Raw genomic sequence first — 22,124 nt, 5'->3', positions numbered from 1 at the left:
CGCAGATGGTTGAACGTTCAACCAAAGCGAGCTAGTCTGGGGTCATGGGTATCCACCGGCTCAACCACGCGGTCCTCTACGTCAGTGACCTCGCCCGCAGCGTCGCGTTCTACCGGGACGTGCTGGGCTTCCGTGCGGTGGCGATGACCCCGGACGGATTCCGGGGCGCCACCTTCCTCCAGGCTCCCGACTCCACCAACGACCACGACCTCGGTCTGTTCGAGATCGGCGCCGGCGCCGGGCGGTCGACGGCCGGCCGGGCCACCGTCGGCCTCTACCACCTCGCGTGGGAGGTGGACACGCTCGACGAGCTGGCCGTCACCGCCGAGCGGCTCGCCGCCGCCGGGGCCCTGGTCGGCACCTCCGACCACGGCACGACCAAGAGCCTCTATGGCAAGGACCCGGACGGCCTGGAGTTCGAGATCGTCTGGCTGATCCCCGCCAACCTGCTCGACGACGCCGCACTGAGCGCGCGCAAGCAGATCGGTCGGCTCGACCTGGACGCCGAGCGGCAGCGCTACGGCGGGCAGACCCGCGGCGGGGTGGGGATCTCCGTCCCGGCCTGAGCAGGTCATACGGTAGAACGGACCGATGCCGACCGACCGGACCACCGATTTCCTTCGTGCGCTGCTGGTCCGCCAGCTGACCACCTGGCTGCCCACGGCCCTGCACCGCTCCCGGCGGGCCACCGTCGCACTCGCCGGCACCGACGCGGGCGGCGCGGTGGCCACGCTGCAACTGGTCGGCGCGCACGCCGACCAGTTGCGCGGCCGCCAGGTCACGGTGCTGGTGCTCGCCGACGGGTCGCCCGACCTGCCGGCCCGCCTCGGCACGGTCGAGGCGGAACTGCCCGCCGAGGTCACCGTGCACCTGCTGCCCGGCAACCCGGATCGGCTGCCGGTCGCCGTCAAGGCGGCCGGCGCGGCGGGCTCACCGCTGTTCTCCTTCGTGGACGTGTCAGGTGCGGTGGGCCCGAAGCTGCTCACCGCCGCCGCCAACGGCCGCACCGGCGAGGTGCTGCTGCACGCGGGCAGCAGTGCCCGTGCCGCGCTCGACGCGGCCGGCTTCCCCCTGGTCGCCGAGCTGGCACCGGTGCTGCCGGACGACGAGGTCGCCGGCGTGGTCGCGTTCGGCAGTCGTTCGGACCGGAGTCTGGAGGCGGTGCGTGACGCGCTCTGGTCGGTCGGCGCGGACTTCGGCGTGCGCTACCGCGACCCGGTCGACCCGATGAGCGCACCTGTCGACGTGGCCGGCGACCCCGACGTCACACCGCTGGCCCAAGCGCTGCTGGCCGAGCTGCGTCGCGGCGGTCCACGACCGGTCACCGAGCTGCGCCGGCACACCCTCACCGCGACCGTCTACCGTGCCGCCGACGCGAACCGCGCGCTGGCCGACCTGCTGAACGAAGGTGACGTGCGACGCGACCGCGAGAACGGCAAGCTGGCCGGCGACGAGCTGATCACCCCAGAGCGCTGAGCCCGCCCCGTCCCACCGGGCCGGGCCGGTGCGGAGACTCCGTAGACGCCGAGCGGGGTGCCGGTGACATCACCGGCACCCCGCTCGACTCCCGGGAGGTTACGACCGGGACTTGTCCTGCTTCCAGGACAGTGGACCCGGCAGGTCGACGCGGTGCGCCCGTGCCTTGGAGTTCCAGGACCAGCGCCCGATCTTGATGCTCCAGGAGGAGAAGCCGTTCTCGGTGAAGTTCAGGATGATCGGACCGTACTTCTTGCGCTTGCGAAACATGAGGCCCATCGGAGGACTCCCCTCGTCACCGTTCCCTGCCGTGTCGAGATCGAACATGCCCGGACCGGCAACTTTTGAAACCCACTCAGCGTCCGTCCTGGACGGTCTCGGCCGAGCGCGGCCAATCTCTACTCATCAGATAGGTGTTGCGGCACGGTAAATACTGCTAGGCGCGCTTTTTCCCCTTGGCATCGATGGAATTCTCATCTTCTGGAAGACCGTTGACCGGCCGATCCCGTCCCGGCAACATGAGGTCATGTCGCAGCGGGATGAGCTTCACCTCACCGCTCGTGTGCACGTCGACCTGGTCCGGCACGCGAGCGCGCTCTGTTGAGCCGACCGGTCCATCCGGTTCGACTCCAGCGACGCACGCACACCGCCGGCCCGCTCAACGCGGAGCAGCGTGCCTTCTCACCCTCCTCACTCCCACCGTGGACAGATCAGGAGACTCCGCATGTCCCCACCCCGTCGTGCCGTCCTCCGTCCCCGAGCCGCCGCCAACGCCCCGACCACCGCCGTGACCAGCAACTCCGCCCAACCCCGACCGGCCCGCTCGTACGCGGCGTCGACCCCGGTGTCGGCGTGACCACCGTGGAGCGTCCCGCGCTGGACGCGGCCGAGCTGCGACCGGTGAGCGCGGACCTGTTCCGTGCCCTGCTGCGTCGGCAGGCCACAAGCGTCACCGTGGTCACCGCTGTCGCCCGCGCCACCCACCCGGCCTGCCTGGGTGGGATCGGCGCGCCGATCCGGGCGGGTTTCACCGCCACCTCGTTCACGTCGGTGTCGCTGGACCCGCCGCTCGTCTCGTTCTGCCTCGGGACGGCGTCGTCGAGCTGGCCGGTGCTGGCTCGCGCCGAGCACGTCGCGGTGCACCTGCTGACCGCGGGGCAGCGGGATGCCGCGACGATCTTCGCCACCAGCGGCATCGACCGGTTCGCCGCGTACCCGGACTGGACGTCCGGACCGTTCGGGGTGCCGCTGCTGACCGGCGTGTTGGCCCGGCTCTTCTGCCGGGTGGTGCACCGGGTGCCCGCCGGCGACCACACGCTCGTCATCGCCGAGCCGTTGGCGCTCGGTGACGGCGGCGACGGCGCGCCGTTGGTGCACCACCACGGCGGCTACACCACCGCCGTCGCGCCGGTGCCGCGGTGACGGCGCTGGCCACACCGGGTCTGCTCGCGTTGGACCGGGCCGCCCAGGACCTGCTGTTCCGGGCGGCCCGCACGGCCAACACGTTCACCGACGAGCCGGTCACCGACGCCCAGGTCGCGGCGATCCACGACCTGATCCGGCACGGGCCCACCGCGTACAACGGCCAGCCGCTGCGGGTGCTGCTGCTGCGCAGTTCGGCGGCACGGGCGCGACTACTGCCGCACCTCTCGTCGAGCAACCGGGCGAAGACCGCCGCCGCGCCGCTGGTGGCGGTGCTCGCCGCCGATGTGGACTTCCACGAGCGGCTGCCCGAGCTGTACCCGCACCGCCCGCAGGCCCGCGACTGGCTCGGCGATCGGGCGGCGCGGGCCGAGCAGGCCCGGCTCAACGCGACTCTGCAGATCGGCTACCTGCTGGTGGGCGTTCGCGCGGCGGGGCTGGCCGCCGGCCCGATGGCCGGGTTCGACGCGGCGGGCGTGACCCGGGAGTTCTTTCCCGACGGGCGGCACGAGACGCTGCTGGTCATGAACGTGGGCCACCCCGGCCCAGACGCCTGGCGCGCCCGGCTGCCCCGGCTGAGCACCGAGGACGTGGTCCGGACGCTCTGACCCGCGAGGTGGATCAGCGCGGCTCCCACGCGTCGGGCAGCGCGGTGAGCTTGCGGACGTGGGCGGGCAGCCGACCGTTGACGATCTCGGCGAGGCTCACCTCGTCGACCACGCGCCGCACCGCCGCCCGCACGGCCACCCAGAGGCCGGGCAGGTTCTCCGCCGCACCCTCGTATTGGGTCTCCTCGGGGCGCAGCCCGCGTACCCCGGCCAGCGGGCCGTCCACCGCGCGCAGCACCGCGCCGACGGTCACCTCGCGTGGGGGACGGGCCAGCGTGTAGCCGCCCTCGGCGCCACGCTGGGCGCGGACGATGCCGGCCCGGCGTAGATCCGCCAGGACGGCCTCCAGGAACTTGCGGGGCATGTCCTGCTCCCCGGCGATGGCCTGGGTGGACAGCAGTGAAGGGTACGCGGTGGCCAGGCTCAGCGCTGCCCGTACCGCGTAGTCGCCGCGCGCGGAGATCTGCACCCTGTCATCATGCCCGGCCGGTGCCGAGGGCCGGTCCGGTGGGCGACCCGGACCGCCCGGGGTGGCCGCCGTTGGCTGGTTCGGCGAGGGGGCGGAACCGGCCACCGTTGGCGCCGGTCGGCTCGGCCGGCGCTCGGGGCCGGACCACCCGGCTGGCCGCCGGCTGGTCCCGGGCGGCCCGAAACGCGCCGGGGCTCACCCCGACCTCGCGGGTGAAGAAACGGCCGAAGTTCGTCGGCTCGGAGAAGCCGAGCTGCCGGCCGATCTGGGCGATCGGCTGGTCGGTCGCGGCGAGCAACCGGCCGGCCTGCAACGCGACCCGCTCGTCGATGACCTGCTTGGCGCTGCGGCCGGTGACGGCCAGACAAGCCCGGGTCAGGGTACGCACCGAGCAGCGCAGCCCGGCGGCGTAATCCTCCACCCGCCGGCTGCGCGGGTAGCCGTGCTCCACCTCCTGGCAGAACCGGTGGAACGTCTCGTCCTCGGGCCGGGGCGCCGAGCGGTCGGCACTGGCCAGGGTCAGCCGGAGCAGCAACACGGCCAGTTGGTGACGGAGCAGCGCGCGGGCGGGGTGGCTGTCGGGGTGCCGCTGACAGTCCACCGCCAACTGGCTCACCTCGCTGATCACCGCGTCCTCGTCCTCGCCGGCCAACTGCCGCCACGTCACGGGCGCGTCCAGGTCGACGTCGAAACCGCGCAGCGCCTCGGGAACCCAGGAGACCACCGTGGCGTCGAACTGCGGCCCGGCGCAGCGCAGCACCTGGCCGGCTCGGACCCGCAGCAGCGTGCCGGGCCGGCAGGGCAGGAGGTGGAAGTCGAGCTCCGCGTCGCCGTGCCCCCGTGTGGTGAGGATCAGCAGCTCCTGCTCGACGAGCACCGGCCGACGCCAGCCCGGGTCGCCGGCAAGGTCGGCCAGCGCGAACGTGGCAATCTCGTCGGGCACGGGTGGAGCCGAACCGATCGGTGGCGCGGGGGTGGGACCGGTGGAGACCATCGCCTGCGACGGTAGCCCGAACCGCAGGTCACCGCATCCCAATCGACGCAGGTAGCGGAATCGACGCCGCACACCGGGCTTGTCGCGATCCCGGCGGCCGGGCTACGTTACCCGGCGGTAGCGCTGTCCGGGCCACGGTCCGCCCGGCGCCTCGCCGGCCACCCCACCGGTCGGCGGACCTCGCCGACTCGCGATGGGATGGGCATGACGCAGCTGTTCTCGGTCGAAGGTAAGACGGTCCTGGTCACCGGCGGGTCGCGGGGGATCGGCCTGATGATCGCCCAGGGCTTCGTACGGGCCGGCGCACACGTGATCATCTCGTCCCGGAAGGCCGATGTCTGCGCGGCGGTCGCCAAGGAGCTCTCCGCCGAGGGCCACTGCGAGGCCATCCCCGCCGACCTGGGCGACGACGCCGGGGCCGAGGCGCTGGCCGCCGCCGTACGCGAGCGCTTCGACCGTCTCGACGTGCTCGTCAACAACGCCGGCGCGACCTGGGGCGCCCCGCTGGAAAACTACCCGGAGGCCGCGTTCGACAAGCTCTGGGCCGTCAACGTCAAGGCCGTCTTCCGACTCACCACCGCGCTGCTGCCGGCGCTGCGCGCCGCCGCCAGCGCCGACGACCCGGCCCGCGTGATCAACATCGGGTCGATCGACGGCATCCGGGTGCCGATGATGGAGGTGTACGCGTACTCGGCCACCAAGGCGGCCGTGCACATGCTCACCCGCGGCCTGGCCCACCAGTTGGCCGGTGAGCAGATCACCGTCAACGCGATCGCACCCGGCCCGTTCGAGAGCAAGATGATGGCGTTCGCGCTGGACGACCCCGCCAGCCGGGCCGCCATCGAACAGCAGGTGCCGCTGGGCCGCATCGGACGCCCGGAGGACATGGCCGGCACCGCCATCTACCTCTCGTCGCGCGCCGGCGCGTACCTCACCGGCGCGGTCATCCCGGTCGACGGCGGCATCACCACGCACGGCTGAGCACCGGCTGACCCGGGTCGGGCTGCCCGCGCATCACGCCCCGGGTGTGCCGGGGCCGCGCGGACTCGGCAGATCCGCGCGGCCCCGGGTTGGCCGGTGTTGCCCGTTCGGGCGGTGGTCAGCGACCGGCGAGCAGTCGGGTCACCGCCGTGTCGACGTCCAGGTGCTCGGCCTCACGACCGCGCGGGACGACGACGTAGGTCCGTCGAAGGAAACGCACCAGAACACTGCGCGGCACCTCGAAGAGGGCGTTGCCGTCCGGTGACGAGAGGGCCAGCGCGACGAAGTCGCCGCGCGGTGTGGCCCAGGGCCAGACCCGCACATCACCGATGCCGGCTGGCTCGTCCAGGCCGGTGACCAGCAGTTCGCGGGCGAAGGACCAGCTCACCGCCTCGCCACCGGCAGATTCGGCATGGAACAGGACATGGACCGCATACGGGTCAGCAGGGTCGTAACGCAGACTGGCACGCACCGGCAAGGCCGTGGCGTCAGGTGCGACGAGCCTTAGCGACGTCTCGACCTCTACGGTCGTCGGTCGAATGACACTCATGGACGTTCTCCCCCCGGCACCGCTGCGGAACGCGCGTGTCCCGCTTTTCCCATACTCAGGTGCTACTCCTGGCTACGCTCCGCCATACGCTGACTTCACCCAGTGGTGGGAAGGGGGACGGAAAGGCCGCGTGAATGTGAGCATTCATGTAGGATTTCCGGTTCTGCCCAGTGCGTGATCCCGCCCGGCATCGGGTGGTTCAGTCGTCGACTTACTCCGGTAACGTCCAGTCGACCGTTGCAGTGACGGGCGTGAGCGACACTGGGGGGTGAAATGGTGACGAAGAAATCCTCAGTGGATCCGCCCGCGGCGCCCGGCCCGCCGAAGGTCGCGGTCCGAGCAGCCGAAAAGCGGGGGTACGGAGTGCCGATGGAGCAGCCCGAACGCGCCGATCGGCCGACGCCCGACGCCGATCGTCCCGGCGGTGTCTTGGTCGTCGGAGACCCGCCGCGCCGCCCCCGCTGGCGGGAGCAGGTCTCGCTGACTCTCGACCTCATCCGAGCCAACCCCACCGGCCGGATCGCCCTCAAGATCTTCATTGCCATCGCGGGCGCGATCGTGGTGACCATCGGCATCGCACTCATCCCGCTGCCCGGCCCGGGTTGGCTGCTGGTGATCGCCGGGTTGGGCATCTGGGCGGTGGAGTACCACTGGGCGCGCCGGCTGCTCGGCTTCACCCGCCGGCACGTCTACGGCTGGACGCACTGGGTGACGCGACAGTCACTGCTGGTGCGAATCGTGCTCGGGTCCGTCGGCCTGGTCTTCGTGGCCACCGTGGTCTGGCTGTCGCTCAAGTTCAGCCTCGGCATCGACCTGGTCGCCAAGGTGATGCACTACCTCGCGACGCACTGACCCCGGGTTTCCGGTCCGGTTCCACGATCGGGTAGAGTCAGTGGCGCTGAGGGCGATTAGCTCAGTGGGAGAGCGCTTCGTTCACACCGAAGAGGTCGCTGGTTCGATACCAGCATCGCCCACTCTCAGTTCCGCAGGTCAGAGGCCGCTTCCCGAGTTCGGGAGGTGGCCTTTCTGCTGTCGTACAGCAGCTTTGTGTGCAGCAGCGGTCAGCGGAAGGGTGACGACAAGGCGATGGGATATCCGGCTGTGCTGCTACCTTGCCGGCCGTGACTGATCAGCTGACGTGGATCGACCGGATCATCGACGTGACCGGATGGCGCAAGGTGCCTGAGGACTCTGTCGGCTGGGAGCAGGTGGAAGCCCAGCTGGGCGTTCCGCTGCCGACGGACTTCAAGGAGCTGTGCCGCCGGTTCGTTCCGGGGCGGTTCTACGCCTACCTGGACCTCTTCCGGCCGACCGACGATCATGCCCAAACGCTGTTTCGGGCGTGGGCCTATTCTCGGCAGTGGCCAAGTGAGCCTGACTTCGCGCGGTTGTGGGCCCCCTACGAGATGTACGAGCCCGACAAGGGGACGGGGCTGATCCAATGGGGCAGTGATCAGACCGAAGGGGAGTACTACTGGCTGGCGGACCGCTCTATGGAGCCCGACCGGTGGCCTGTGGTCGCGCGGTGGGACGGCATCGAGCGGTGGCACCAACTCGACATGTCGACGGCCGAGTTCGTCTACCGGGTGATCGCGGATCCGGAGTTCAAGCCGTTTACGGTGGCCGACCCGCCGCGGCGACCGTTCTACCTGCCGCACTGGGGGCCGTTCCCGATGAGCGCTGAGGACTGGGATGCTCTCACCGACCCGAACCGCAAAGGCTGAACTACCCCATGGTGGACGTGGACGTGGCGTCAGGCGACGACGATGACTGTTTTGCCGAGCAGCTTGCCGTTGCTTGCATCCTGGTGGATGGTCGGCAGCTCCTCCAGCGGTCGGCGGTCGGCGATGTGCAGCTTGAGTACGCCGTTGTCGACGCGGGAGACGAGGTCGGCTAGGTGGGAGGCGTCGGGGCCGACCCACACGCCGGCGGTGCGTACCGAGCGTGCGTCGTCGGCCGGCACCGGGCCGGCGGAGCTGACGACGATGCCGCCGTCGGCCACGTAGGGGGTCAGCTTCGCGAGGTCCTCGGGAGCCAGGCGTACGTGGTTCACCACCACGTCGAAGGGACCACCGACGGGGGCCGGGCCTGCGTCGAGGTCCAGCGGGTTGACGACCTTCTCCGCACCGTAGCCGTTCAGGCGGTCGGCGTGCTGGGGGCCGTCGACGGCGGTTACCTTCGCGCCGGCTTCGACGGCGAGCTGGACCACGATGCTTCCCACCGCACCGCCTGCCCCGTTGACGAGAACGGTCTGGCCGGTCTTGATCCCGGCGAGTTCGACGGCTGCTTGGCGTGCGGCCAGCCCGGTCAGGGGTAGTGAGGCGGCGTCGGTCAGGGGGATGCTGCGGGGCGCGGCGGTCACCAGGTCGGCGGCCACGACCGCGTACTCGGCGGCTCCGCCGTGCTCGTGCAGCGGGAACATGGCGATGATCGGGTCGCCGACCTGCAGTCCGCTGACTCCGTCGCCGAGCTCGGCAACGGTGCCCGCGACGTCGAGGCCGGGGGTGATCGGCAGCGGGGTGGGGATCATCTCAGCGAGGACACCCAGCCGGATGTGGTCGTCGACGGGGTTGAACGAGGTGGCCACCACCTTCACCAGCACTTGGCCGGCGCCGGGGACCGGACGCTCCACCTCCTCCTGGCGCAGGACCTCGGTGCTGCCGAACTGGTGGTAGCGAATAGCCTTCACTGCACTCTCCTCATGGTTTCGGGGTGTCAGATCCGTGGCGATCGGGGAATCTCCGGACGCCGCGCCGCGCCGCCGCCGCACTTGCCTGGGCAACTGTGAACGAGTGTGCTTCACTTGCCTAGGCAAGTCAAGGTGCGCGGCATCACAGAGGCCGGCCGGGTCAGCGTCCGCCTCTGAGCAGCGAAAGTCATCTGGGTGCCAGGTTGCCCAGTCAAGTAAGCTGCGCGTATGACCGGCACCCCCCAATGGCTCGACGACGAGCAGCAAAAGCTGTGGCAGGACTTGCGCACCGTGGTCATCGCGCTGCCCACGCTGCTGGACCGCCAGTTGCAGCGGGACGAGGGCATCTCGAATTTCGAGTACAGCGTGATGGCTCGGCTGTCCATGACCGAGACGCACACGATGCGGCTCAGCGACCTGGCCGCGCAGTGCGACAGCACGCAACCACGGCTGTCCAAGCTGATGGTCCGTTTCGAGCAGCAGGGGTGGGTCACCCGGTGCCCCGACCCAGACAACGGCCGGTACACCCTCGCGACCCTGACTGACGCCGGACTGCATAAAGTCGAGGACAGCGCCCCGGCTCACGTCGAGCGGGTCAGGCAACTGGTGTTCGACCCACTCAGCGCTGCACAGCAACGCCACCTCGGCGCCGCGCTCTCCCGCATCGCCGCTCTGGTACGCGAGCAACTCGACGGCCGGTGAACGACGCCCACCGAACTGAGCTCGATACCTCAGCCGTTTCCCCAGGTTTCCGTCTTAGCAACGGCGATATAAGCGGTCGGCATGGCGGAACGGTACGACGACCCTCGGCATCCCCGTGCGGCGGCTGATCGCGACGCTGCGGATTGCCGCCGGCCAGCCGGTGACCGTCGCAGGTCAGAGGTAGTTGACGCCGGTCAGGTCCGAGGCTGCCGCCCACAGCCGCGTGCCGACGGCCGGGTCGGCGGCCTCCGGGCTGAGCCGGGCCTCGGTGACTCTGCCCCGCGTCTCCCAGAGCCCGGACGGGCCGAAGAACTGGCCACCCCGCACACCGGGCTCGGTCGCAGCGCGCAATTGCGGCAGCGCGCCCTGCGCCACCGGCTGGGTTGCCAGCAGGCCGGCCGACGCGATCAGCCGCCCAAATCGGCCACGGTGTTCCCAGGCCCGCGGAGTCAGGTTGGTGCGGGTGAGACCGGGGTGGGCCAGGGCGCTGACGATCGGCGTTCCGGCGGCCCGCAGGCGGCGGTCCAGTTCGACGCCGAAGATCGTGGTGGCGAGCTTGGACCGGCCGTAGGCGGTGGCTGCCCGATAGTCGTGTTCGAACATCAGGTCATTGAAGTCCAGGTACGCGTTCTTGTGGGTGATCGAGCTGAGACTGACCACGCGGGCTTCCCGCGCCGCGGCCAGGTTGCCGAGCAGCAGGCCGGTCAGTACGAAGTGGCCCAGCATGTTGGTGGCGAGGTGCAGTTCGAATCCGTCGGCGGAGGTGCGGCGTGGGCCAAGCAGCACCGCGCCGGCGTTGTTGACCAGCAGGTCGATCGCCGGGTGGTCGCCAGCCAGCTTCGTCGCGAAGGTCCGCACGGAGGCGAGGGAGGCCAGGTCCAACTCGCGTACCTCGACGTCGCCACCGATCCGGCGGGCGGCCTCCTCGCCGGCGGGAGTGTGGCGAACGGCGAGCACGACGTGGGCGCCGTGGCTGGCCAGTTCGGTGGCGGTGACCAGGCCGAGGCCCGAGTTCGCGCCGGTCACGACGGCAACCCGACCGCGCTGGTCGGGGATGTGGTCGGTGGTCCATCCGGTCATCTGCTGCTCCTGAAGGTGTCGGTGGGCTGGCCCGATTGACGTTAGGAACGATGCTGGTGAGTTCAGTCGTTCTCGGTTGCCTAGGTCTGGGGGACCTACCTTCGGCGGTCCGGCCGCTGCACACTTGCGGCATGAACAGCCTTCATCCGTACGCCCGTGAGCTCGGCGACTTCCTCCGCGCTCGGCGTAGTCGGCTGCGTCCGCACGACGTCGGCCTGGAGCCGGGCGGCCGGCGCAAGGTCACCGGGCTACGGCGCGAGGAGCTGGCCCTGCTGGCCGGGCTGAGCACTGACTACTACCAGCGGATCGAACAGGGCCGGGAGGTACGCCCGTCCGACGACGTCCTGGACGCGCTTGCCGGCGCGCTCGGCCTCGACCACGAAGAACGCCGGCACCTGTTCACCCTGGCCCACGCCGCACGCCGGTCGATGCCCGCCCGGGTGAACCGCGATCCGGAGCGGGTGCCGGAGGGCACCCGGCGCCTGCTGCGGGTGATGGACACTCCTGCGCTCATCCTCGGCCGGCATCTCGACCTGCTCGACTGGAACCCGATGGCGCAGGCGCTGCTCGGCGACCCGGACGCCTACCCTGCCGACCGGCTCAACATGCTCCTACTGCTGTTCGACGACACGCTGACCGGCGAGCGTAGCTGCCCGGACTGGGAGCGGCAGGCTCTGGACTACATCGGCATGCTGCGCGCCGCCGTCGCCACCGACCCCACCCACCCACGCGCCGCCGCGATCGTTGGTGAGCTGAGCATCCGCAGCGCCCAGTTTCGGCGGCTGTGGGCCCAGCACGACGTCCGTGAGTCGGTCAGCGGTACCAAGACCTTCCGGATTCCCGGAGTAGGCGACATCGTCCTGGACTGGGACACCTACCCCCTACCGGGAAACCCCGGCTCCGTCATGCTCGTCTTCACCGCCGAGCCGGGCAGCGCCGACGCGGACCGGCTGCAGCTGCTGGCATCGTTGCACGCGACCCGCTCAGCGCTGACCAACAAGCACCCCTCCCAGCCGGCCTGGACCGCGGCCCGCCCCACCCCGAGCGGGACTTCATGATCTGGTGCACGCTCATGCCGCTGACGGGCTGCCACGCTCCCTGACGAGGCGCGGTCGGTTGAACGCGGGGCGAGCCACGCGAGTCTGGCGTGATCCACATACACCCGGAACCGTGGCCCGACTGGCGTAACGGGGACCGCGACCAGCTGCGCAGTCTGCTGGACTGGCTCAGCGAAGGTGTGCTTCCGGACTTCGCAGGGTGAGGTGCGTCGTGGCTCGACGGAGTAGGGGCGGTTGTAGCTCCCAGCGAAAAAGCAACGCTAAGAATCTGGCATTGAATCTTGGTCTGTTCTGGACGGGCGCGGGTGGCAACGTCGAGTTCGACTGTTCTCGCCGTGGTACGTAACCGGTGGGCTTCCCGGTGGCGGTAGCGCAGGTCGCGTAGCCAGGCTTGCTCGACTTCGCCCGCGACACGCATCGGTGATGTCGCCGGCTCGGTGATACAGACAGCCGTGATCTGCTGGGCAGGCTCGGGCCTCTCGTCACGGTCACTTCCCGGATCGAAGGGCACCGGAACAGGTCGCCGGTTCGGCGCCATGATTCGTGGGGTACCTGCCAGAGTGGTTCATGCCCTTGAGCGCGTACCACCTCAGAACCTCGGTCGCCGTGTCCGACATCCAGCAGGCCGTGGCCTTTTACGAAGGCGCGCTGGGCCTGCGGGCGTTGCGGTCCGGCCCCAGCGCCACCATCGCCGACGGCAGCCGCGTCTATGGCTCCGGTGGCGGGCCGGCGTTGAACGTGTACCAGTCGGTCACCGCCGGGAAGACCCCGGCGACGCTGGCGACGTGGTACGTCGACGACATCGACCAGATTGTCGAGGAACTCTCCTCGTCCGGCGTCGAGTTCGTTCGCTACGAACAGCTCGAGCACGACGCCAGGGGGATCACCGCGCGGGCTGGAGGTGGACGTATCGCGTGGTTCCAGGACCCGGACGGCAACACCTTCGCTCTTGAAGCCGATGTGTGACCTCCTGGCTCGCGATCTGGTCCGTCACCACCAGGCCGTCCTCTCCGCTCAGGATCGCGGTGACCGGCGGACGCCGCAAGCCGGCGACCGCCGACGAGCCCTCGGAGTCGAGCAGGGCGCGCCCGCGAGCCGCGGCGGCCGGTCCCGAGAGCTACCTGGTGGGCTCCGGGCGTCTTCCGCGCGGGTCGCTGCCGGACGACGCATCCACTGTGGTAAACCCTATGGCGGGCCCGAAGTGGTCAGCCATGGTGCTTCCGGGCATCAGTCCGGCGACGTTCGCTCATGCCGATGAGCGGTTGGCAGGCGGCGTCGCGAGTATCGGTGATCTCACCGCGTGTTAGGGACTGCGCGGGCGATCTCCCGCCGCAAAAGAGCCGCCTCGTCGTCGCGGTCGCATAGCAGCAGCACCTTGAACTCTGGCTGGCCGAGCGGGAACGCCCAGTGATGAACGGCCTGCGACAGGATCCGGAACAGCGTGTGCCGATCCTCGGCATTGCTGGACAGCAACCGGGGCGCGTTCTCGACAACGATCAGATACCCGTCCGCGGGCAACCAGTTCAGATCACGGAGACAGTCGGACAACGCGTTCCAGTTCCAGCCGAAGTAGCCGGGAAAGAGCAGCGCGTCGGAGAACTCGTAGAAGGCGTGGTCCGCATCCGTCATCCTCGTCCCGTCAAGCCGGGCGACGACGAACCTGCCCGTTGCCGGTAACACCGCCGCCAGTTCGACCAGGGCGCTGCGGGAGCAGACCGCGAGCTGATCAGTGGAGCCGTCCCACCAGCTGCCCATCAATTGACCCCACCACGATCGACGTAGTTCCACGAGCTCAGCGGCCTCGCGCACGCCGTGTCTTCCATGGTCGTCAGTCTGCCCGGGAGCCAGCACTCTGCGACGGGAGGCCTCAACCGAACACCGGATCGGCCGCGACCAGCGCGGCGGCGCACAGGTAACGGGTGGACGCAGCATGGTTCGGCGACACAGACTGAGCTGTGACCCCTCGGGACATTCCGCTGCCGCTAGGCGAGGTCGGTTGGCTGTTCCCCGCCCTGGCAGATCGGAGGGAGCACGACCGCGTTCGTCAGCTTCTGCGGTCCGCCGACGAGACCCTCTTCCGGGTTGGACAGCGACTGGGTGCACGATCCGACGCCCAGCTCTGGGGCGTCACCCTGAACCGCTTCCGCTATCAGCGGCTCGGGCCCGAACCGGAGTTCCCGGTCACGATACTGGCGGGCGAAGGGGGATCGGATCAGATCTGGGTGGACGTCCTCTGCGCCCCGGCGGGCAGCATGCCCTACCACCGGCCCGGACCGCCCTGGCAGGTGCACACCACAGTCTCCCTCAGCTGTGACTCCGACCCCACCGGCTGCAGCGGCCACCAGGTCGACGCCCAAACCAGTACGCCGGTCGAGACCCCGCTCGATGCCGCCACCGAGGTACACGCCGCAACCCAATGGCTGCTACAACGACTCGCCAGCGAGAGCGAGGACTCCCTCCGGAGACACGACAAGAACCGCGGTCACCCGCCCGCACCTCGACGCCACGACTGACACAAGCCGCGCATCATCGCACCGGCCTGCCACAAAGGTGGCCCAACGGATGCGGCGGCCCCACAGGGCAAAGCCGGTGCTCATCGGGGCCCCTAACCTCGCCGTCCGGATCTGCCAGCAGGGTGGGAGCAGTCGGGTGTCCTGAACAGCCTTGAACAGCGTCCAGCGGCGTCGAACGGCGCTCAACTGCACCCACCCCATCCTGCGGCTCCACGTTGCCGCAGGTCAGAATCCGTGCGGCGTCCCTGTTTCCCGCGGAGTGCTCCGCGGTTTCGGCAGGCAGTCGACGGTCCTCTATGTTCCCTGAATGGGGAGTATGCGCAGGTCAAGGGCGTCAACTCTCCCGAAGTGCTCACCGATGGCGGACAGAACGGAGGGCGTTGGCCTGCGGTGATGCGGGCGAGTGGTCCGGCGTGAGCTCCCACCAGGACTGGGCCGGCACGAGTCGCTGGTCAGCTGCGGGCGTCGGCCGGCGCGTGCAGCGTGAGGTGCGCGGACAGGGCATTGAGGAAGTTGGGGGCGTCGAAGGCCGCGCCGGCGGAGACGACGCCGGTTGCCCGGGTCCGGCCGGTGAGGAGGCGGTCGACTGCCTCCACCGCGAGCGGCGCGCTGATGGCGTAGATGTCCTGACCGGTGGCGGCCACGCGGCGTTCCGTGTCGCCGGAGCGGACGAAGACGTCGATGACGAACGTCTGTGCGGAGCGGTTGCGATCGTCGACGGCGGTCGGTGTCGTGGGGTCGGGGGAGAACAGGTCCGAGACCGCCTTGGCGGTCATGTAGGTGCGGACCTCCGGCACGTCCAGGTGGCTGGGGACGGTGACGACGTCGGCCATGGTGAACTCACCGATGACGCTCTGCGGGCCGAGTGGGGGCGGGAAGGACCACTCCAGGGTCGGCAGCGCGTCGTCGTGGTACTGCAGCTGTCCGCCGGTGTAGCGGACCCGGCGGCCACCGCGCCGCTGCGACGAGACCATGCCCGACGCGAGCGTGCCGTCGGTCGGGTGCCAGCTGCTCAGACCGTAGGCGACGTGCACCTCGTCCGCAGCCGTCCAGTCGCCCATCGCGGTAGTGACCAGCAGGTCGCCGAGGCCGCCGAAAAAGGCCATCGCCGGGACCACCACGGTGCCGGCGGCGCGGGCGCGTTCCGCGAAGTGCGCGAACGTATCGACGTTCGCCTCGATCTCGGCCGCCACGTCGACGTACGGGATGCCGGCGCGCAGTGCCGCCTCGACCACCGGCCCGGCGGTGAAGGCGAACGGCCCGGCGGTGTTAATCACCGCGTCCACGCCGTCCAGTGCCCGGTCGAGCGAGGCCGGATCGTCGACCGACGCCTGCCGCGCCTTGAGGTTCGGGTGGTCCCGCACCAGCGCCTGCAGCTTGTCCTGGTCGCGACCGAGCAGCAGCGGGACGTATCCGCGCTCCTGCAGTTCGGCGACCACGAACCGCCCGGTGTGCCCGTACGCGCCGTAGACCGCGACGTTCCCAACTGTTGCCATGTCCTGCTCCCCCGTGCTTGAAGTGATCCGCTGCTAGAGATCTTGGCCGCGTCGGTGTGCCCCTGCCAGTGTCCGGAACGACATGACCCATACAATTCCCGACATGGCTGCTGTCTCGCGCTCCGTCGCTCTCGCCGTCACCGATGGGATGCTGCAATTCGAGCTGGCCCTGGCCTACGAGGTCTTCGACTCAGCCCCGGACGCCGTGCGAGGCGCCTGGTACGACCTGCGCGTGTGCGGCACGCGGCCCGTGCGGGTCGGCAGGTTCCTGCTGGAGCCGGACTGCGGGCTCGACCGGCTGGCCCGCGCCGGCACTGTGATCGTCCCCGCCCTGGCGGACGTCAACGAGGACCCGCCGACCGACCTCGTCGAGGCGGTGCGCGCGGCCCACGAGGCGGGCGCGCGGGTCGTCTCGCTGTGCACGGGCGTGTTCGTGCTCGCCGCCGCAGGTCTGCTGGACGGGCTGCGGGCGACCACGCACTGGGCCCACACCGAGCAACTGGCCGCGCGCTACCCCCGGGTGACGGTCGACCCGGACGTGCTCTACGTCGACAACGGCAGCGTGCTTTCGTCTGCGGGCAAGGCCGCAGCGATGGACCTGTGCCTGCATCTGGTCCGCCGCGACCACGGCTCGGCGATCGCCAACGTGGTCGCCCGCCGTCTGGTCGTGCCGCCCCACCGGGCCGGTGGTCAGGCCCAGTTCGTCACCACACCGGTGCCCGCCCAGGACGGCCACCCCCTGGCCGAGCTGCTCCCCTGGGTGATGCGGCGGCTGGACCAGCCGCTCACCGTGGAGGACCTGGCCCGTCAGGCGAACATGAGCTCGCGCCACCTGGCCCGGCACTTCCACTCGGCAACCGGCACCACCCCGTTGCAGTGGCTGCTGACGCAGCGGATCCGCCGTGCGCAGGAACTGCTGGAGACCACGGACGACACCGTCGACACCATCGCCTCGACCGCGGGCATGGGCACGGCGACGACACTGCGCCGCCACTTCCACCGCACGGTCGGGGTGCCTCCGGACGCCTACCGCCGCACGTTCCGGGCGTGAGGCTGCGGTTCTCGCCCTGACGGCACTCGGCCGTCAATAGCCGACGGGCCACCAGCCTTGCTGGCCGACTCGGGCTCGGCCGCACAGAGCAGCACTGCGACGTGCTTTACGCACGGCCAATCACCCGACCAGGTTTCTGCTCATAGCCGCCGTCCTTGCGCGCCAGTCGGCCGAGAGTCAATGCGCGATTGTTCTTGTGCGGTCGGATGTCGCTGCGACCAGCCTTACGAGACCTATCCGGTTCGGCGCGGCGGCGGTCGGGTGACCGATGGCGGCGATGTTCTTGCGCAGGGCGTCGAGGGTGAGTTGGGGCACTCTCGGCGCCGAACGGCAAATCGCGCTGTTGGCCCTGCAAGCGGCTGGCCATACAGCCGAGGCAGCACTCGCCGAGGTAGAACGGGCCGACCGGTATTTCAAGGGTAAGCTCGGCCGCTGTGACGACACCCCACCCGAATTCCCGGTAACCGCAGGAAGAACCCGTGATCGTTGAGCCCGCAATGGGCACGGCCCTTCAGGTGGTGCTCGGTCTGCTAGCCGACCGCGAGTACGAAACACTCGCTTCCATGACCGGGGGAGAACGCCTGTCGGCCGAAGAAATCCGGACTGCGATCGAGTCATATGGCCGGACCGTTGTTCGACCACCCGGGGGCGCGCTGCCTCCAGATCTCGATGTGATTGAGGTTGACGGCGAGGGTCGTCGCCGGGTAGCCGCGACGATGTCGCTCTGGACAGTCGAGGAGGGATGCTCAGATCTGTCGCTGCAACTTCTTCTCACCGAGATTGCAGACGGGCTGTGGACAGTCCGACTCGACGATATTCGTACCCTGTGAACGGGCGTTATCACGCACGGCGAGCGGCGGACAGACCCGCCCGGTCCCGACTGTGCTCCGGCTACCGATCGCGTCTTGGCGGCGCCGCCCGCCAGCATCCCGTGCCGACGGCCGGCATTCTGGCTTTGGCCCGGGGCGTCGTCGCAGCGCTGATCGTGCGCACCCAAATTGCCGTGACCACGGTCGCCCGGGCACGCAGCCGGTGGGTGCCTGCCCGCTGTGCGCGCTGCGTAGCGCCGATGGTCAACGTTCCCGTGGGTGTTGCCGCACTCACGGGGACCGGACACGCTCGACCGCGAAGTGCCGGCCCGGCGGCTCAGGCCGGGCTGAACTGGATGAGGACCGACGCGGTCGGCAGCTCGTCCGGAGCGGGTGGCGCCTCGGTGCGCCAGGCCAGCCGTACGCTCCATTGGCGGCCCGGCGGAAGGCGGTAGGCGTCGGCGATGCCGCCGGCTGTGCCGCTGGAGAACCCGAGGATGCCCGACTCGAAGACCACCTCGAAGACGTCGCTGCGGTCCCAGCCGGCCGGATCGAAGTCGGCAGGCCCGTCCCAGGTCTCCAGCCGGGTGTCGCTACCCAGCACCACGGCGTCGTCGATGTTCTCGACCACCACGTAGCCCGGCGTCGAGCTGACCCAATGATCGAGCTCGTGCGGCGGAGGTGGCGCGTTGCGCCGGTCGTTGCTGTCGTCGATCATCGCGAACAGTCGATAGTCGACATCGACGTACAGCTCGGCGTGCTCGACCAGCGCTACCAAGCTGACCCCCCGCTCGGTCGACTACGAGGGTAGCGATCTCCCGCCGACCGTGAGTGTCCGCCTACTTACTCCCACTGCATCGACGGATATGTTGGCTGAACTGCTTCTGCCACCACCTGAAAGGGGTTTGGCCCGAGAAATGATCAAATCGTCCGGGATCCGCGGCGGTCGGGATGCCCGTGCTGCGATGCGCGTGATGCGTGTGCTTCAGGGGGTCGGCCCTGCCCTCGCAGCGCACCGTTTATGTCGATGGAACCACGGATCCGCTTGGACCCCACCGACTCGCCCACCTGGCACCGCCCCGAGCGGTGGGTGAGAATCGAGAGATGTTTGTCATTAAGGAGCGGTTCTTCTCGATCGGCGACGACTTCGACGTGCTCGACGAGCACGGCACCAAGGTCTTCCACGTCGACGGCAAGGTGCTCAGTGTTCGCAACAAGGTCGTCATCGAGGACGCCGCCGGCCAAGAGGTCGCTACGCTGCACCGGCACCTGGTGGCGCTGCGTCCCACGTACGAGATCCGGATCGGCGGCGAGAAGGCCGCGGAAGTCCGCAAGAATCTGCTCACGCCGTTCCGCGACAAGTTCACCATCGACGTGCCGGGGCCCGACGACCTGGAGATGAAGGGTGATCTGCTCGACCACGAGTACGTGATCGAACGCGACGGGACTGAGGTGGCCGTGGTCTCCAAGCGGTGGCTGACGATCCGGGACACCTACGCCGTGCAGGTCACTGCTGGCGTCGACCCGCTGCTCATCATCGGCAGCGTCCTCGCGCTCGACCTGGCCACGAATCGCGACAAGAAGAAGGCCGACAAGAAGGGCGACGAGGACTGACCCCCTGGGCGGCAGTGGCATTGCTCGGCGTCGGGCTCGCGGCCGGGGACGTTGGGCCGGCAGTTTCACGATCGGTCGACGGCCCGACGCGAGCCCGGTTCGGGGAAGCAGGTTGGGAACAGTGGGGCGCCCGGAACGGCCTTGAACTGCGTCCAACGGCATCGAACGGCGCTCAACTGCACCCACCCCCCGGTTCGCCCAAGGCCACGTCAGTCGCCGTGCTACAGGTCGATGTGAGCGATGCGGGTGAGCTTGCTGGCGTCCGCCGCGGTTCCGTCATTCGAGACACCGATCCCACGGGCAACGTCCTGAGCAGGCCCTTCAGGCTGGAGACCTCTTCGGCCGCCCCCGAAGGTGTCAGTGTGGTGTTCCCGGCCGTCGATCGGGCGGCGCCCGCTCAGGCCGAACGTCCTATCGCCAACGGCGTCGAGCCCGTCGGAAGCTGGCGCCGATGCGATACGTGGGTCCGGCCTGGGCCACGCGCAGCCGATAGTGGCGCGCAGGTTCCCGTGGTTGTTCGCGGTTCAACGGACGACGAGCGCGTCGGCGACGCGGAGAAATCCGCCGTCGTGGTGGATGTGCTGACCGTGGTCGAACGCGCTGCTGGTTATCCGAAACCGCGACGGTCGGGTGATCTCCTCGCTGGTGAGAGTCCACGGTCCCGCGGGGTCTGCGCCTGGCACCGCGGCGAGGAGGACGGCACAGCCGTGGCGAGGGACGTCGTCGTCGTGGGGCTCGTCGTACCGCGCGTGACGCAGCATGACCGGGCCGAAGCGGATCGCCTCAGGCGGCACCTCGGGCGGTACGTACCGCCACCGTTGTTCAAGCTCCGCGAAGGCCGTCTGGCGCGCCGATCCACGGCGCGCGCCCGCCGCAAGGATGGCGCTACCCGCGTCGGCCGCGACACGGCAGATGCTGACGATCGGTACGCCGGCCGCGAGGTTCGGATAGTGATGCACAAGCCGAGCGTGGAGCATCAACATGACGAGCGCTCGAGTGGCGGCCCGCTGCGGTGCGGTCAGGGTCGACGTCCGTACCGGCTTCCGCCGTTGCGGCCGTGCGTGTGGCGTGGCTAGGTCGGCCGCCTGGCCGGCCGTCGACTCGTACCATCGCGGGTCGTCGGGCCACACTGAAGCCTCGGTCGCCTGCAGGCGACCGCTCCGCCCGATCGTCACGGCTGACCCGGAGCTGGTGCGGCTTACGGCCATGCCGATCCGGTCCTCGGCGTCGAACAGCAAGTCGGTGACCCCGTTGAAGGTGAACCTCAGCGGAGCGGCCGGCCAGGGCATCGGGGATCCGTCCCGCGAGGCACGTCCGGTACTGGGTGTGAACCGCCGTGGCGCGGCCAGGGTCAGATGTACCTGCAATCCCACCTCCGACGGTCGTGCCGTCAGCGAGCGCACGCTGCCGCTGGCGAGGTCGTAGTCGTGGGCTAGCGCATCGATGATCTCCGCGGTCAGTCGGAACGTACCGGGGAAGACGCGCCCTTGGTAGTCCCGATGTACGGAACGCTCTGGCAGTGCGGTGGGAAGCATCCCGTCCAGGCTCGGGTCCAGGTCGACCATCAGCCTCCGCCGGTCGGCCCCGAGGTCAGCCATCCACCGGAGGGCGGCGCTGGCTCGTCTGGATCGAAGTGGCCAGGGAGCACAGGCGGCGCTCACCAGAGGCAGAGTGTTGTTGTCCCAGATGTCGGCGACGCGGCCGATGCGAGTCGCGTCGAAGCTCCGGGCGTCCATGGCCAGAGTGGCGATCTCTCGGATGGAGCGATCGAGCAGCCCGGCGAAGGTTTCCAGCGGCGAACTCACGTCGGCGAGTATGGCAGCCAGGCGAAGAGGAGGGCCGCGTCGATCACGAGGCGACGTGCCGGCAGCTGCGGCGCCACCGCCGCAGCTCGTCTCAGCTGAGCGAACACACCACCTGCCACGTTGACCGACGGGACACTTGCCATGAGCCAGTCACACCTGACGGCGGTGGACAGCCGTAGAAAGAGCGCCAAGTCGGCTCGGCCAAGCCTGGCGGGGCTGCGGTCGTACCACCAGTCGAAATAAGTAGCCGAATTGAGTGCGCCCGCACAACTGTGGAGAGCTGCTGCGTGACGCCAGAAGGTCGGCCTGCTGCCGGGCGTTGTGCGTGGGGGCGGAGAGGGGGCCTCAGCTCAGAAGCTTTTCCGTGAGGTCCATCAACCGCTCGGCGTCGCGGGGGTCGAGGGTCGGGAAACTGGGCGGGAGTCGCTTGCCCCGGTCGACGGCGGTCACCGGCGCGGCCGGCGGCGCATCCAGGAACTGGTGAATCGGCGCCACCGCGTCTGCGACAGGTCGGGCCGCCACTGCCGCCACCGCCAGCAGTCCTCGGACCACCAGCGGGAGTGCGCTTCGATCGCCGCTCTTGGTGAATCCGGGATGGTAGAGCACGTATCGGGCGCGGCTGCCGGACTGTTGGCCGAAGCCCACGCCGAGCAGGTCGTTGGCTCGACCGGCCTGCAGTTGTGCGGCGATGGCCGAGTAGCCCGACGTCAGTTGCGGGTCGGCCCAGTGCACCTTGCCTTTGGTGACCCCGACACCAGCGACGTTCACGATCACCGGCGCGGTAGCCCGGTCCAGGGCCGGACGCAG

26 protein-coding genes, 1 tRNA gene and 1 pseudogene are annotated in these 22,124 nt (G+C 69.7%); 17 read left to right on the top strand and 11 right to left on the bottom strand.

The window, feature by feature from the left end:
- Nucleotides 1–44: 44 nt before the first annotated feature.
- Nucleotides 45–566, top strand: coding sequence for a VOC family protein (locus AB0B57_RS16855; RefSeq protein ID WP_357070005.1), 522 nt, complete (start codon nucleotides 45–47; stop codon nucleotides 564–566).
- A gap of 25 nt (nucleotides 567–591) precedes the next feature.
- Nucleotides 592–1,476, top strand: coding sequence for a hypothetical protein (locus AB0B57_RS16850; RefSeq protein WP_357070003.1), 885 nt, complete (start codon nucleotides 592–594; stop codon nucleotides 1,474–1,476).
- A gap of 99 nt (nucleotides 1,477–1,575) precedes the next feature.
- Here the strand turns inward: AB0B57_RS16850 and AB0B57_RS16845 are convergent, their stop codons facing one another.
- Nucleotides 1,576–1,755, bottom strand: coding sequence for a DUF4236 domain-containing protein (locus AB0B57_RS16845; RefSeq protein WP_030333600.1), 180 nt, complete (start codon nucleotides 1,753–1,755; stop codon nucleotides 1,576–1,578).
- 247 nt (nucleotides 1,756–2,002) lie between these two features.
- On the opposite strand from AB0B57_RS16845, the gene AB0B57_RS16840 reads away from it, so the two are divergent.
- The 4 genes from AB0B57_RS16840 (at nucleotide 2,003) to AB0B57_RS16825 (ending at nucleotide 3,506) form a co-directional block, all read left to right on the top strand.
- Complete coding sequence (locus AB0B57_RS16840; RefSeq protein ID WP_350938629.1) at nucleotides 2,003–2,080, top strand: putative leader peptide; 78 nt, start codon at nucleotides 2,003–2,005, stop codon at nucleotides 2,078–2,080.
- Between the two features lie 120 nt (nucleotides 2,081–2,200).
- Complete coding sequence (locus AB0B57_RS16835; protein ID WP_357070000.1) at nucleotides 2,201–2,332, top strand: hypothetical protein; 132 nt, start codon at nucleotides 2,201–2,203, stop codon at nucleotides 2,330–2,332.
- Nucleotides 2,329–2,898 (top strand): flavin reductase family protein, encoded by a 570-nt coding sequence (locus AB0B57_RS16830; RefSeq protein ID WP_357069998.1) that lies wholly within the window; start codon nucleotides 2,329–2,331, stop codon nucleotides 2,896–2,898. The genes AB0B57_RS16835 and AB0B57_RS16830 overlap by 4 nt, the downstream gene beginning before the upstream one ends.
- A complete protein-coding gene (locus AB0B57_RS16825; protein ID WP_357069996.1) occupies nucleotides 2,895–3,506 on the top strand; it encodes a malonic semialdehyde reductase in 612 nt (203 codons plus the stop codon). Before AB0B57_RS16830 ends, AB0B57_RS16825 begins: the two co-directional genes overlap by 4 nt.
- A gap of 13 nt (nucleotides 3,507–3,519) precedes the next feature.
- Here AB0B57_RS16825 and AB0B57_RS16820 read toward each other — a convergent pair whose 3' ends face one another.
- Together AB0B57_RS16820 and AB0B57_RS16815 are read right to left on the bottom strand one after the other, a co-directional pair.
- Complete coding sequence (locus tag AB0B57_RS16820; protein WP_357069994.1) at nucleotides 3,520–3,975, bottom strand: Rrf2 family transcriptional regulator; 456 nt, start codon at nucleotides 3,973–3,975, stop codon at nucleotides 3,520–3,522.
- A gap of 7 nt (nucleotides 3,976–3,982) precedes the next feature.
- The gene (locus AB0B57_RS16815; RefSeq protein WP_357069992.1) at nucleotides 3,983–4,969 is read right to left on the bottom strand and encodes an AraC family transcriptional regulator; all 987 of its coding nucleotides are present in this window, start codon (nucleotides 4,967–4,969) and stop codon (nucleotides 3,983–3,985) included.
- A gap of 204 nt (nucleotides 4,970–5,173) precedes the next feature.
- Here AB0B57_RS16815 and AB0B57_RS16810 point away from each other — a divergent pair, with 204 nt between their 5' ends.
- On the top strand, nucleotides 5,174–5,950 hold the full coding sequence (locus tag AB0B57_RS16810; RefSeq protein ID WP_357069990.1) for a glucose 1-dehydrogenase: 777 nt from the start codon (nucleotides 5,174–5,176) through the stop codon (nucleotides 5,948–5,950).
- A 118-nt stretch (nucleotides 5,951–6,068) separates the two neighbouring features.
- Here AB0B57_RS16810 and AB0B57_RS16805 read toward each other — a convergent pair whose 3' ends face one another.
- Entirely contained in the window at nucleotides 6,069–6,500 is a 432-nt protein-coding gene (locus AB0B57_RS16805; protein WP_053653619.1) for an SsgA family sporulation/cell division regulator, read from the bottom strand.
- Nucleotides 6,501–6,773: 273 nt separating this feature from the next.
- Here AB0B57_RS16805 and AB0B57_RS16800 point away from each other — a divergent pair, with 273 nt between their 5' ends.
- The 3 genes from AB0B57_RS16800 to AB0B57_RS16790 all read left to right on the top strand — a co-directional run bounded on the left by AB0B57_RS16800 (nucleotide 6,774) and on the right by AB0B57_RS16790 (nucleotide 8,224).
- Nucleotides 6,774–7,352, top strand: coding sequence for a TIGR02611 family protein (locus tag AB0B57_RS16800; protein WP_357069988.1), 579 nt, complete (start codon nucleotides 6,774–6,776; stop codon nucleotides 7,350–7,352).
- A 50-nt stretch (nucleotides 7,353–7,402) separates the two neighbouring features.
- Nucleotides 7,403–7,474: transfer RNA gene (locus tag AB0B57_RS16795), tRNA-Val, on the top strand.
- A gap of 147 nt (nucleotides 7,475–7,621) precedes the next feature.
- Entirely contained in the window at nucleotides 7,622–8,224 is a 603-nt protein-coding gene (locus AB0B57_RS16790) for a hypothetical protein (protein ID WP_357069986.1), read from the top strand.
- 29 nt (nucleotides 8,225–8,253) lie between these two features.
- On the opposite strand, the gene AB0B57_RS16785 is transcribed toward AB0B57_RS16790, so the two are convergent.
- The gene (locus tag AB0B57_RS16785) at nucleotides 8,254–9,189 is read right to left on the bottom strand and encodes an NADP-dependent oxidoreductase (RefSeq protein ID WP_357069984.1); all 936 of its coding nucleotides are present in this window, start codon (nucleotides 9,187–9,189) and stop codon (nucleotides 8,254–8,256) included.
- Between the two features lie 228 nt (nucleotides 9,190–9,417).
- On the opposite strand from AB0B57_RS16785, the gene AB0B57_RS16780 reads away from it, so the two are divergent.
- The gene (locus AB0B57_RS16780; protein ID WP_357069982.1) at nucleotides 9,418–9,891 is read left to right on the top strand and encodes a MarR family transcriptional regulator; all 474 of its coding nucleotides are present in this window, start codon (nucleotides 9,418–9,420) and stop codon (nucleotides 9,889–9,891) included.
- Nucleotides 9,892–10,065: 174 nt separating this feature from the next.
- On the opposite strand, the gene AB0B57_RS16775 is transcribed toward AB0B57_RS16780, so the two are convergent.
- On the bottom strand, nucleotides 10,066–10,971 hold the full coding sequence (locus tag AB0B57_RS16775; RefSeq protein WP_357069980.1) for an oxidoreductase: 906 nt from the start codon (nucleotides 10,969–10,971) through the stop codon (nucleotides 10,066–10,068).
- Nucleotides 10,972–11,102: 131 nt separating this feature from the next.
- On the opposite strand from AB0B57_RS16775, the gene AB0B57_RS16770 reads away from it, so the two are divergent.
- Together AB0B57_RS16770 and AB0B57_RS16765 are read left to right on the top strand one after the other, a co-directional pair.
- On the top strand, nucleotides 11,103–12,029 hold the full coding sequence (locus AB0B57_RS16770) for a helix-turn-helix transcriptional regulator (protein WP_357069978.1): 927 nt from the start codon (nucleotides 11,103–11,105) through the stop codon (nucleotides 12,027–12,029).
- A 606-nt stretch (nucleotides 12,030–12,635) separates the two neighbouring features.
- A complete protein-coding gene (locus AB0B57_RS16765) occupies nucleotides 12,636–12,995 on the top strand; it encodes a VOC family protein (protein WP_357069976.1) in 360 nt (119 codons plus the stop codon).
- Nucleotides 12,996–13,322: 327 nt separating this feature from the next.
- Here the strand turns inward: AB0B57_RS16765 and AB0B57_RS16760 are convergent, their stop codons facing one another.
- The gene (locus tag AB0B57_RS16760) at nucleotides 13,323–13,784 is read right to left on the bottom strand and encodes a barstar family protein (protein ID WP_357069974.1); all 462 of its coding nucleotides are present in this window, start codon (nucleotides 13,782–13,784) and stop codon (nucleotides 13,323–13,325) included.
- Nucleotides 13,785–13,984: 200 nt separating this feature from the next.
- Here AB0B57_RS16760 and AB0B57_RS16755 point away from each other — a divergent pair, with 200 nt between their 5' ends.
- Nucleotides 13,985–14,542: a hypothetical protein gene (locus AB0B57_RS16755; RefSeq protein WP_357069972.1), complete on the top strand. Its 558-nt coding sequence runs from the start codon at nucleotides 13,985–13,987 to the stop codon at nucleotides 14,540–14,542.
- A gap of 452 nt (nucleotides 14,543–14,994) precedes the next feature.
- On the opposite strand, the gene AB0B57_RS16750 is transcribed toward AB0B57_RS16755, so the two are convergent.
- Complete coding sequence (locus tag AB0B57_RS16750) at nucleotides 14,995–16,038, bottom strand: saccharopine dehydrogenase NADP-binding domain-containing protein (protein ID WP_357069969.1); 1,044 nt, start codon at nucleotides 16,036–16,038, stop codon at nucleotides 14,995–14,997.
- Between the two features lie 103 nt (nucleotides 16,039–16,141).
- On the opposite strand from AB0B57_RS16750, the gene AB0B57_RS16745 reads away from it, so the two are divergent.
- Together AB0B57_RS16745 and AB0B57_RS16740 are read left to right on the top strand one after the other, a co-directional pair.
- Nucleotides 16,142–17,089, top strand: coding sequence for a helix-turn-helix domain-containing protein (locus AB0B57_RS16745; RefSeq protein WP_357069967.1), 948 nt, complete (start codon nucleotides 16,142–16,144; stop codon nucleotides 17,087–17,089).
- A 479-nt stretch (nucleotides 17,090–17,568) separates the two neighbouring features.
- Nucleotides 17,569–17,919 carry a hypothetical protein gene (locus AB0B57_RS16740; protein ID WP_357069965.1) on the top strand — a complete coding sequence of 117 codons (351 nt, stop codon included), beginning with the start codon at nucleotides 17,569–17,571 and terminating at the stop codon, nucleotides 17,917–17,919.
- Between the two features lie 316 nt (nucleotides 17,920–18,235).
- Here the strand turns inward: AB0B57_RS16740 and AB0B57_RS16735 are convergent, their stop codons facing one another.
- Nucleotides 18,236–18,676: a hypothetical protein gene (locus AB0B57_RS16735; RefSeq protein WP_357069963.1), complete on the bottom strand. Its 441-nt coding sequence runs from the start codon at nucleotides 18,674–18,676 to the stop codon at nucleotides 18,236–18,238.
- Nucleotides 18,677–18,876: 200 nt separating this feature from the next.
- Here AB0B57_RS16735 and AB0B57_RS16730 point away from each other — a divergent pair, with 200 nt between their 5' ends.
- Nucleotides 18,877–19,512, top strand: coding sequence for an LURP-one-related family protein (locus tag AB0B57_RS16730; protein ID WP_357069961.1), 636 nt, complete (start codon nucleotides 18,877–18,879; stop codon nucleotides 19,510–19,512).
- A gap of 524 nt (nucleotides 19,513–20,036) precedes the next feature.
- Here AB0B57_RS16730 and AB0B57_RS16725 read toward each other — a convergent pair.
- Together AB0B57_RS16725 and AB0B57_RS16720 are read right to left on the bottom strand one after the other, a co-directional pair.
- Complete coding sequence (locus tag AB0B57_RS16725) at nucleotides 20,037–21,317, bottom strand: hypothetical protein (protein ID WP_357069959.1); 1,281 nt, start codon at nucleotides 21,315–21,317, stop codon at nucleotides 20,037–20,039.
- Between the two features lie 345 nt (nucleotides 21,318–21,662).
- Nucleotides 21,663–22,124, bottom strand: a pseudogene (locus tag AB0B57_RS16720) (hypothetical protein); the annotation flags it as partial.

Source organism: Micromonospora sp. NPDC049101, assembly GCF_040648675.1.
Lineage (GTDB): Bacteria > Actinomycetota > Actinomycetes > Mycobacteriales > Micromonosporaceae > Micromonospora.
The sequence above is the reverse complement of the archived record's forward strand: the minus strand, read 5'-3'. Positions and strand labels throughout refer to the sequence as shown.